Origin of the sequence: Kocuria sp. (genome assembly GCF_030536815.1) — a bacterium.
GTDB lineage: Bacteria > Actinomycetota > Actinomycetes > Actinomycetales > Micrococcaceae > Kocuria > Kocuria gwangalliensis.
The window spans coordinates 1-11120 of record NZ_JAUNPE010000079.1 but is presented as its reverse complement, the minus strand read 5'-3'; the positions used below and the strand labels follow the sequence as shown (position 1 = coordinate 11120).

The 11120-nt window shown below is 65.7% G+C and carries 8 protein-coding genes; 5 read left to right on the top strand and 3 right to left on the bottom strand.

Annotated features, from left to right (window positions below; all coding sequences use genetic code 11):
* On the bottom strand, nucleotides 1-862 hold an 862-nt coding region (gene speB, locus Q4E95_RS08445; RefSeq protein ID WP_303382883.1), incomplete at its 3' end, for an agmatinase.
* Nucleotides 863-1055: 193 nt separating this feature from the next.
* Between speB and Q4E95_RS08440 the strand changes: the two genes are divergently transcribed.
* From Q4E95_RS08440 to Q4E95_RS08430, 3 genes are all read left to right on the top strand, one after another.
* Nucleotides 1056-2501 (top strand): sodium:solute symporter, encoded by a 1446-nt coding sequence (locus tag Q4E95_RS08440; RefSeq protein ID WP_303382882.1) that lies wholly within the window; start codon nucleotides 1056-1058, stop codon nucleotides 2499-2501.
* 180 nt (nucleotides 2502-2681) lie between these two features.
* Nucleotides 2682-3563 carry a manganese catalase family protein gene (locus Q4E95_RS08435; RefSeq protein ID WP_303382881.1) on the top strand — a complete coding sequence of 294 codons (882 nt, stop codon included), beginning with the start codon at nucleotides 2682-2684 and terminating at the stop codon, nucleotides 3561-3563.
* A gap of 170 nt (nucleotides 3564-3733) precedes the next feature.
* Entirely contained in the window at nucleotides 3734-5365 is a 1632-nt protein-coding gene (locus Q4E95_RS08430; protein ID WP_303382880.1) for a thiamine pyrophosphate-binding protein, read from the top strand.
* Between the two features lie 181 nt (nucleotides 5366-5546).
* On the opposite strand, the gene fdhA is transcribed toward Q4E95_RS08430, so the two are convergent.
* A complete protein-coding gene (gene fdhA / locus Q4E95_RS08425) occupies nucleotides 5547-6770 on the bottom strand; it encodes a formaldehyde dehydrogenase, glutathione-independent (protein ID WP_303382879.1) in 1224 nt (407 codons plus the stop codon).
* Nucleotides 6771-6869: 99 nt separating this feature from the next.
* Here fdhA and Q4E95_RS08420 point away from each other — a divergent pair, with 99 nt between their 5' ends.
* Both Q4E95_RS08420 and Q4E95_RS08415 read left to right on the top strand, forming a co-directional pair.
* Nucleotides 6870-7298 carry a hypothetical protein gene (locus Q4E95_RS08420; RefSeq protein WP_303382878.1) on the top strand — a complete coding sequence of 143 codons (429 nt, stop codon included), beginning with the start codon at nucleotides 6870-6872 and terminating at the stop codon, nucleotides 7296-7298.
* 31 nt (nucleotides 7299-7329) lie between these two features.
* Nucleotides 7330-9843 carry an alpha/beta fold hydrolase gene (locus Q4E95_RS08415; protein ID WP_303382877.1) on the top strand — a complete coding sequence of 838 codons (2514 nt, stop codon included), beginning with the start codon at nucleotides 7330-7332 and terminating at the stop codon, nucleotides 9841-9843.
* Here Q4E95_RS08415 and Q4E95_RS08410 read toward each other — a convergent pair.
* The coding region (locus tag Q4E95_RS08410) for an acyltransferase (protein ID WP_368660319.1) at nucleotides 9800-11120 on the bottom strand (1321 nt) is incomplete at its 5' end. The genes Q4E95_RS08415 and Q4E95_RS08410 overlap by 44 nt on opposite strands.

The following is an 11120-nucleotide window of genomic DNA, read 5'->3' as shown; positions in this document are numbered from 1 at the left end:
CGTCCAGGCCACGCAGGCCGCGCAGGATCTCCAGAACCTCGCGGCTGGTCATGCCGCCGGCCTCGGGAGTGCCGGTGCCGGGTGCGTGGGCGGGATCCAGGACGTCGATGTCGAGGGAGATGTAGAGCGGGCGCCCGCCCACGTGCTCGCGCAGGGTGCGCACCACCTCATCCACGCCGGAGCGCATGATGTCAGCGGAGGAGACGATCCGGAAACCGAAGGACGCGTCGTCCTCCAGGTCCTTGGTCCCGTAGAGCGGTCCGCGGGTGCCCACGTGTATGACGGCGTCCGTGTCGATGATGCCCTCTTCGAACGCGCGGCGGAACGGTGTGCCGTGCGTGAACTCCGCACCGAAATAGGTGTCCCACGTGTCCAGGTGCGCGTCGAAATGCAGCAGCGCGATCTTGCCGTGCCGGGAATGAGCGGCACGCATCAGAGGCAGCGCAATGGTGTGATCCCCACCGATGGCCACGATCTTGGTGTCCGAACCCATGAGTTCCAGCGCGCCGGTCTCAATGGCCGAAATCGCGTCCTTGATGTCGAACGGGTTACCCACCAGGTCCCCGGCGTCCGCGACCTGCAGGTGCGCGAACGGCGAATGGTTCTGAGCCGGGTTGTAGGGGCGCAGCAGCCGTGAGGATTCCCGCACGTGATTGGGGCCGAAACGCGCGCCGGAGCGGTAGGAGACGCCGGAGTCGAACGGGATTCCAACCACGGCAATGTCCGTGTGGTCGACCTGATCCGTGCGCGGCAAGCGGGCGAACGTGGCGGGTCCAGCCCACCGCGGGGTGAGGGCGGCGTTGACCGGGCCCACACGTTCGTGCCCGTCAGCCGTGGTTTCCACAATGCGTTCCGGTTCCATGGGTTCTCCCTTCTTCCCGAGGATCACTCGGGGCACCACACGCTCCGGGGGCGACCAGGATGTGGTCGGCTCGGAGTCTCAGCAGTGCTATTTTTTTGTGACCTAGTGCATAAACCCTATGCCCTGGACCCGTTTCGCGAGCTCATCCCCGCGCGTCACGGCAGCCCCCGCCGTGCCCCAAGGAGAACCCTTCATGAATGTTCTTGTCATCGTGCTGTACCTGGTGGCCATGGTGGTCATCGGCCTGTGGGCGGCACGCCGGGCCAAGACGGCCACGGATTACCGCGTGGCCGGCCGGCGGCTCGGCCCCGGTCTGTACACCTCCACCATGGCCGCGGTGGTCCTGGGCGGTGCGTCCACCGTGGGCGGCGTGGGTTTGGGCTACCAGTACGGGATCTCCGGCATGTGGCTCGTGGTCGCCATCGCCACCGGCCTGGCCGCGCTGAGCCTCTTCTTCGCCGGGCGCATCCAGTCGCTCAAGGTCTTCACGGTCTCGCAGATGCTGCAGTTGCGCTATGGGGACCGCGGCGGTGCCAGCGCGTCGTCGTTCGTGATGCTTGCCTACACGCTGATGATCTCGGTGACCTCCACGGCGGCCTACGCGTCGATTTTCTCCGTGCTGTTCCCCATTTCCCGCCCGTGGGCCATTCTGCTGGGCGGTGCCGTGGTGATCGCGTATTCCGTGCTGGGCGGCATGTGGTCCATTACCCTCACCGACTTGATGCAGTTCGTGTTCATGACCGTGGGCATGTTCCTGGTCCTGCTGCCGTTCTCGATCTCCGCCGCCGGCGGCATTTCCGGGCTGACCGAGCGGCTCGACTCCACTTACTTCGAGTGGGGCTCCATGGGCTCCCAGGCAATCATCACGCAGTTCGTGGTCTACGGCTTTGGCATGCTGATCGGCCAGGACATCTGGCAGCGTGTCTTCACGGCACGTTCGCCGCAGGTCGCGCGGTGGGCCGGTCTGGGTGCCGCCGTTTACGTGGCTCTGTACGGTGTGGCCGGTGCGCTCATCGGCACCGCCGCGGCGGCCGTGCTCCCCAATCTCTCCGTACCAGAAGAGGCGTTCGCCGCCATGGCCCAGATGCACGTTCCCGCCGGCCTGGGTGGCGTGGTGCTCGCCGCCGGTGTCGCGGCCATGATGTCCACGGCCTCCGGCGCCATGATCGCCGCCTCCACGGTGGCCCGCGTTGACGTGGTCCCCACCCTCAAGGGTCTGTTCGGGGCTTCCCCCGACGACGTCGCTCGCGCCCGCTCCGAGGACGCCTCCGTTTTCAAGGACCGCGTCTACGTGGTGGTCGTGGGACTGGTGGTCACGTTCGTCTCCATGCTGGTCCCGTCCACCGTGGTGGCCCTGACCATTGCGTACAACGTGCTGGTTGGCGGGCTGTTGGTCGCCATTCTGGGCGGGCTGGTCTGGAAGCGCGGCACGGCAATGGGCGCGGCCGGATCCATGGCCGTGGGCTCATTGGTCACACTGGTGTCGATGGCTGTGTTCGGTGTGCTCGCCAACTCCCCCATTTACCTGGGTCTCCTGACCTCGCTGCTCGTGTACGTAGTGGTGTCACTGCTGACCAAGCGCACCTCGACGGAGGTTTCCGCCAAGTGGTCCCGCCGGATCAAGGAGGCCACGTCCTGAGCGAGAACCCAGGCCCATGGCGGTCCCGGAGAGTTGAGATATCAGGGATGCATACGGTTCGGCTGCCGTAATCCCTGGTCATTCTTGGCGGGCGCGGTTAGCCTGGTAAGCATGCTGATGGTAACGCGCCTCGACCCACCATGGGTCCGGCCACATCGGCGTGACCTCTAGGAGGATCACGTGTTCACTCATCGCCAAACACTTCAGTACAACTCCACCCCCGAAGCCCCTGACGCGGTCTACGCCCGCAAGCTACAAGAGGTGATCGGTGGTCAGTACGGGGAAATCACCGTGGCCATGCAGTACAGCTTCCAGGCATGGAACGCTCATATTCCCGGTAAGTACCGGGACATGCTCTTCGGCACCGCCGCCGAGGAGTTCGGCCACGTGGAAATGCTCGCCACCATGGTTGCCCAGCTGTTGGAAAAGGCACCCCTGGGCATCACGGAGGAAGCCATTCAGAACGACCCCGCCGTGGCCGCCGTGATCGGTGGCACCGATGTGCAGCACGGGATCGTCGCCGGCGCCGGTGCCCGCCCCGTGGACTCGATGGGCAACCCATGGTCCGGCTCCTACGTCACCGCCAGCGGTAACCTCCTGGCGGACATGACGTCCAACATCAACGCCGAGATGCAGGGCCGCACCCAGGTGGCAAGGCTCTACCACATGACCGACGACCACGGGATCCGGGACATGCTCTCGTTCCTGCTGGCCCGCGACACCATGCACCAGAACCAGTGGGTCGCAGCGGTCAAGGAACTTCAGGAGGACGGGCTGGAGGAGATGCCCACGCCGTCGAACTTCCCGCAGTCCAAGGAGGCCACCGAGTACTCCTACGACTACTACAACTTCTCGGACGGGCCCGCCGCCGCCGAGGGCTCCTGGGCCTCGGGACCCACTCCCGACGGCAAGGGAACCTTCGGGTACCAGGCCGAACCGATGGCCGGGGTGCCCATGCCGCCGCCCACCCACCCGGATGCCCGTTTCTACGGAACCACCGAGCAGCCCAATATGGTGGAGAAGGCTGCCGGCAGGATCCAGGACAAGCTCAACAAGGAGTAGTCTCCGCGCGTTCATCACTTGAGAGCGGCTCCTTGCCACGGGCGGGGGGCCGCTCCTCCATATCCTGGGCTTTGCCTCCGAGGACACGAGACGGTGGGTGGTGTGGTGGCTCCCGCGTGCCGCGCCCTTTACAGTGCTGAACATCACTACTTCTGGAAGGACGTCGCCTCGTGACCACTCAGACCGAAGCACCCGAGCGCACCCAACACCCGGAGCGCACCGTGGCTCGCGCGGTCCTGGAGACCCTGCGCGGCTACGGGATCGACACGGTGTTCGGCATTCCGGGCACGCACTCGCTCGAGTTCTACCGGCCGCTGCGCGCGCTGGGGATCCGGGCGATCACCACGCGGCACGAGCAGGGCGCGTCCTACGGCGCGGACGGCTGGTCGCAGGTGCGCGGGCTGCCGGGCGTGGTCATCACGACCTCCGGGCCGGGGCTGCTGAATTCGCTCTCCGGTGCGGCCACCGCCTACGCCGAATCCCGACCCATGATCCTGCTGTCCCCGGGACGCCCGGTGGGGCAGGATTTCCGGGACATCGGGTCGCTGCACGAGACCAAGAACCCTTCCGCGGCCGTCAACGCCATCGTGGGTCAGTCCCGCCGCGTGACCTCCGGGGCCGAGGCCGTGATCATGATTCACGACGCCATGCGCGACTTCACCCACTCCCGCCCGCGGCCCATCCACATTGAAATTCCGCTGGACATCCTGGAGGGCCCGGCGGACGTTCCCGCCTCAGCTACTGCCCCGCGCCCCCTGGGTGCACCGCAACCCGCACCGGCGTCCGACGTCGCCGCGGCGGCTACCGCTCTCGCCGCAGCGTCCCGCCCGGTCATCTTGGCCGGTGGCGGCTCGTTGGCCGCGGGCCCTCGGTTGCTGGAGCTGGCTGAGCTGCTCGAAGCTCCCGTGATCACCACGACCAACGGTAAGGGCGCGATCCCGGAGAAGCACCGGTTGTCCCTGGGCGCGGACCTTCGACTGAGCACCGCGCATTCATTCCTGCGCACCGCCGATGCCCTGTTGGTCATCGGCTCCAAGGTGGGCGAGGCGGAGCTGTGGGGCGGCGACATCACCCCCCGGGGCCCGATCATTCGCGTGGACATCATGCGCGATCAAATGCTGTGCAACCTCACGCCGGACATCGAGGTTCCCGGCAATTCGTCCGCCGTGGTGTCGCAGTTGCTGGAGGCGCTGCGCGCGGAAGGTGGGAGCGGCGTCGGCGAGCGCGAAGCCCCGGATTTACGGGAAGTCTTCGACGCCATGGACAACGAGGGCCGCCAGTGGGCTCCGGACCTGGCCGCGCTCAACGAGACGATCATGGAGGTGGTCCCGGACAACACGATCATGGCCGGCGACTCGTCCCAGGTGACGTACATGGGGTCCACCACGTTCTTCCGCGCACCCACCCCGCACTCGCTGCTGTACATGGGCACGTACGCAACCCTGGGTTACGGACTGCCCGCGGCGATCGGTGCCAAGTTGGCCGCCCCGGATCGTCCGGTGGTGTGCCTGCTGGGCGACGGTGCCCTGATGTTCAGCATCCAGGAACTGATGACCGCGGTGGAACTCGACCTGGACCTGCCGATCATTTGCGTGGACAACGGGGGGTACGGCGAGATTCGGCAGGGCATGGTGGACCGTGACATCGACCCGTTGGCCGTGGACCTCGAACAGCCGGACTGGGTGCAGCTCGCGGAAGCCTTTGGTGCTACCGGGTTGTCCGCGACCATGGACAGCCTGGCCTCCACGGTGCAGCAGGCGCTGAGCATCTGCGGCCCGAGCCTGGTGCACCTGCAAATCTGACCCCGGAGCCACCCGCAGCCCGATCGACGTTACGACCACCCGCCACCGCAGCCTGTCATCTGATCGACGGTAACGCCCTGAAACTCGGAAAGTCGGGTCGAAAGGTCGATCAAATGACGCGGTGGCGAGTACCAAGGGTCGTAACGTCGATCAGCGTGGGTGTGCGGCGTGCCAGCGACCCCTATGCCGCGGCTGCTCCCAGGTACCCGTTGGGATCCAGGACGAACTTGGTGGCCGCACCGCGATCGAATTGCTCGTACCCCTGGGGTGCATCCTCCAGGGGAATCGCCACGGCATTGACCGCCTTGGCGATGTGGATCCGGTCGTGCAGGATGGCCATCATCAGCTGCCGGTTGTACTTCATGACGGGGCACTGACCCGTGGTGAAGGCCAGGGACTTCGCCCAACCCGTACCCAGGGACAGGGACAGGGATCCCTTTTGCGAAGCCTCATCAATGCCGCCCGGATCGCCGGTAACGTAAAGCCCCGGAATGCCGAGTTCGCCGCCCGCGCGAGTGATATCCATGAGTGAGTTGAGCACGGTGGCGGGCGCTTCTTCGGCGTCCTTGCCGTGACCGCGCGCCTCGAAACCAACCGCGTCAATGGCGCAATCCACCTCGGGGACGCCCAGAATCTGCTCAATCTGATCCTGCGGATCACCCTCCGTGAGGTTGACCGTCTCGCACCCGAAACTGCGGGCCTGCGCCAGTCGATCCTCGTTCATATCGGCCACGATGACCACGGCCGCACCGAGCAGCAACGCCGACGCCGCCGCGGCAAGCCCCACGGGCCCCGCACCGGCGATGTACACGGTCGAACCAACCGTGACCCCGGAGGTCACGGCACCGTGGAACCCTGTGGGCAGAATGTCCGAGAGCATGGTCAGGTCCATGATTTTCTCCAGGGCCTGGTCCCGATCGGGGAACTTCAACAGGTTCCAGTCCGCGTAGGGCACCAGGACGTACTGCGCTTGTCCTCCGACCCAGCCGCCCATGTCGACGTAACCGTAGGCGGAACCCGGACGGTCCGGGTTCACATTCAAACAAATGCCCGTTTTGCGTTCCTTACAGTTGCGGCACCGACCGCAGGAAATGTTGAACGGGACCGAGCAAATGTCACCGACCTTGATGAACTCGACACCGGGCCCCACCTCGACGACTTCTCCGGTGATTTCATGTCCCAGGACCAGATCCTGGGGAGCCGTGGTTCGACCGCGCACCATGTGCTGATCGGAGCCGCAAATGTTGGTGGCAATGGTTTTCAGAATGACGCCGTGGGGAACCTTGCGCCCCACATTGGCCGGGTTCACGCCCGGACCGTCCTTGAGTTCGAACTCCGGGTAGGGGGTGTCAATGACTTGGACCTTGCCTGGACCTTCGTAAGCAACCGCTCGATTGTCGGCCATAACGGATCTTCCTCCCGATGAGCTACATGCGTGCTTTTTTGTGATGTGAATCACACACGGTCCTGTCCATCGTACTCCCCGGGCTTCTATGGTTAATGCATGAACCGGCCGTTCACATCACTCGTGAAGAAGATCCTCAACGCCCGTGGGGGCAGACCAGAGGCATTCCTGGTTTTCCAACACCACCCCGAGACCTCTGATGCACCGCTCGTGGCACTCACCCGCACTGAGTTCACTGCCCGCGCCATCGAGAAGCAACAACTGTCCGTCCGGCCCACGTATCGCGTGACGTGGCAGCGCTTCACCATTCCTGACGCGACCGCAGTGGGCGACGGCGACCAGCTGTTCGTTGTTGTCGAGGGCAACCGCAGCCGGCATTCCCATGCGCCGGTGGAGCGCAACCCGAAACCACTGGGCGTTTTCGCCACCGAGAAGGCCGCACAACAGGTCAACGGCGCAAAACACCTCCGGGCGGTGACCGTTGGCTGGCAGGACCTCAATGTGTGGGATCACCTGGACCGATCATGAAAACCGCAGACACTCCTGCTATCCATGACTCATGACCCGGGCCGCTGAACACTTCGACATTCTCATTGTCGGCGCCGGCCTGAGTGGTATTGGCGCGGCCTGCATACTGAGTCGGGACCACCCGCACAAGACCATTGGCATTCTGGAGTCCCGCGGCGCCACCGGAGGTACATGGGACCTGTTCCGCTACCCCGGTGTGCGCGCAGATTCGGATCTGTATACCTTTGGCTACGGATTTCGGCCGTGGAGCGGGCCGCAGTCCATTGCGGAGGGCTCGGCCATCCTGCAGTACATCCGTGAGACCGCCGACGAGTACGGCGTGAACGATCTCATTCGTTTCAACCAGCGCATGGTTGCCGCGGACTGGTCCTCCCGGCACGGTCACTGGTGCGTCACCGTGGAACGTACCGCCGCACCTGTTGACCGCGGCTCCGACCTCGACCACGGCGCTCGGCGGCCCTCTGCGCGGGGCCCCGCGGCGTCGTCGGCGACAAGCGAACCCTCCGGAACGGGCGAGTATCTGGAGCTGACGGCATCCTGGCTTTTCAACGCGACCGGCTATTACCGCTACGACAAACCCAACGAGCCGGACATCAGGGGCCTGCGGCACTTCGCGGGCACGGTGGTGCACCCGCAATTGTGGCCCCGGGACATGGCGGTCGCGGGTAAGAACGTGGTGGTCATCGGCAGTGGTGCCACCGCCGTCTCACTGCTGCCGGCGCTCGTGGACCGGGGCGCGGACGTGACCATGGTGCAACGCACGCCCAGTTACATCATTCCCGTTCCCACGCAGAATCGGCTGGCCAAGGCGCTGAAGCCTCGCCTGGGTGAGGAGCGGACCGCGCACGTGGCCCGAGCGGTCGCCACGCGCCAGCAGCGGCTGCTCTGGAAGACGAGCAAGATCGCGCCGCACCTGGTCAAAGGCGCGATCGCGGCCGTCAACAAGACGCAACTGCCCGACCACGTGTCCGTCAGGGAGCATTTCAATCCGCCCTACAAACCATGGGATCAACGCGTGTGTGTGGCTCCCGGCGGGGATTTCCACCGTGCCCTGAAATCCGAGCGCGGTCACGTGGTCACGGGGAGCATCGACGAAATCACCGAGTCCGGCGTGCGCATGGAGAACGGCCAGCACATCCCCGCGGACCTCCTGATCACGGCCACCGGGTTCAATGTGTTGCTGTTCGGCGGGGCCCGATTCAGTATTGACGGCGCGCCCGTGGACCTCACCGAAAAAATCGCCTACCGCGGCGTCATGCTCAGTGACATGCCCAACTTCGCGTTCGCCATCGGGTACACCAATGCGTCCTGGACGCTCAAGATCGGTTTGCTCGTGGACTGGTTTTCTCGCCTCCTCGCGCACATGGACGGGATCGGTGCGACCTCCGTGCGGCCGGTCGCGCCGGAAGGCCTCCCCACCAAGCCCCTGCTCGACTTCGACGCCGGGTACGTCCAGCGCGCCCTCGACGGCCTGCCTCAACAAGGCACCCGCAGTCCGTGGCTGATGTCCATGAGCTACCTCGCGGATCGCCGCGAGCTCAGATCACGGCCCGTGGTCGACGAGTTCTTGCGGTTCGACGACGCCGCCGCCCCCGTTCTCGAGGAACTCCCGACCCTGCTCGCGGGGCCGGGAGACAAGGGGGCGGAACACATCGTGGACCTCGGAGACGGCCGCACCATGTGCGTTCGCATGGACGGCCCCGAGGACGGACCGGTGGTCATCATGATCACCGGCTTGGCGTTCGACCTCACCGCGTGGCCCATTTCCTTCCTGAAGTCCCTGGTCATGGAGGGATTTCGTGTGGTGCGTATCGACAACCGGGACGAGGGCCGCTCGTTCCGCGCCACGTCCAAGGCGCCGTCGGTGCGGCAGTTGCTGAGCGGTGATCTCCCCGAGGGTCAATACACCGTGGAGGACATGAGCGAGGACGTCGCGGACACCATGCGGGCACTGGGAGTGGATCGCGCGGACGTCATCGGCTTTTCACTGGGCGGGATGATCGCGCAGTCGCTGGCCGCTCACCACCCGGAGCTGGTCCGCCGTCTCGTGTCCCTGTGTTCAACCACCGGCGACCCCGAGGTGGGGACCACCACAACGTCCACGGCGGCCATGCTGATGCTTCCGGGAGCCCCCAACCGGTCCGTGTACATCCGAGGCCGCGTGATCATCGGGCGCCACTTGGCCGGACCGGGTTACCCCATCGACGAGGCCTACGAGGCACAGTTGGCCGCCGCCCATTGGGATCGCAGCCTCGACCCGCACGGGGAATCCGCGGCCATGCGGCGTCAGATCGGCGCCATTCGCGCCTCCGGAAACCGTGCCGAGGTGCTCGCGGACATCACCGCCCCCACCCTGGTGATCCACGGTGACAAGGACAAGATCGTGCGCCCGGACGGGGGCCCGGCCACCGCGGACGCCATCCCCGGGGCAACATTCATCGAGATCCCCGGAATGGGTCACCAACTCCACCCCGCGTTGATGCCCACCCTGCTGGGTTACGTCAACGAACACCTCGTGGCACCGCAACAGCGCCCCACTTCATGATCCCGATGCACACCACCGACCCGACCGCACCCCACACCACCAGCGTGGGGGTCAGAAGCGTGATGATTTCCAGCAACGGCGGAACCACCACGCAAATCAACCCGATCAGCACGGCCGAAGGTCTCAGCCGAAGTTTGCCCCACGGTGTCGCAGAGGCCCGCTCAACCCTGACCAGCGCGGCGGCCACCGCGAGCACTGCGGCCCAGCACACCACCGCCAGGGGAACCCGCAGCAACCACCACGCCCACGAACCAGGAACCGGATCGTAACCGCCCGTGAAGTGCCACGCGGCCATGACCAGAATGATCACCGGTAGGTGCCACAGATAAATGGTCATGGCGCGCGTTCCCACCGCGACCACGACCGCTTGCGCCACGCGCCAACGCATGAGGCGGTTGAGCGCGGGGGTGCACACCTGCAGCACGCACGCCTGGGCCAGACCCAGCAAGACCATGCACAGCGTGGGTGGGTTCAGATTGGTGAGCATGTCCGGCGCGTACCGCCCGGAGACCACGCACACGGCCAGCAGTCCGTAGCAGAGCGCCGCGATTGCAAGTAGGGTGACCGTGCGACGCGCGGCGAACCAGCCGTCCGCCCGGAAGAACCCGAGTTGCTGAATCAGCGGCCACACGAACAGCATGTTCAACAGCCCCCACCACTGTTGGTCCGTGGCGATCCGCAGCAGATCCACGGCCACCACGCAGGAGAGCAGGAACCAGCACCACACCCAGCCCATGCGCTCGTGCACATCCAAGAACGTGGGGGCCAACGCCTGCGAAATCAAGTAGGCGGCCAGGAACCACAGGGGCATACCCATGCCGGAGAGCGCGAACGTCACCAGCTCCTCGCCGACACCGGCCGCCAACGCAATCCATGCACCGGCCGCGAAGACCAACCACAGCACGGCCGCGGGTTGCATGAGTCGCAGGGTGCGTTCGCGAACGTACTCGGCCGGTGCCGCTCCCCTGGCCCGACGCCGCCGGATCGCCCCCGCGGTGGCCACCCCACCGACCACGAAGAACAGCGGCATGACCTGCGCGATCCACGTGGCCCACCAGTACCAGGGCTGTTCGGTGGGAACCATGACGGAGCGCAGTTCCCCGGTGTCCGGGTCTGCCGTGAGGGTCACCATGAGTATGTGAATGAACACCACGGCAATCACACAGCCCACTCTGGCGGCGTCCGCCGCGAGGTCCCGCTCCGCGAGTGCCACAGAACCGGCGGCCCGGGTGGGGGCGGAGTGGGTCTGCACACCGTCGCTCATGAAAAGCAGTGTA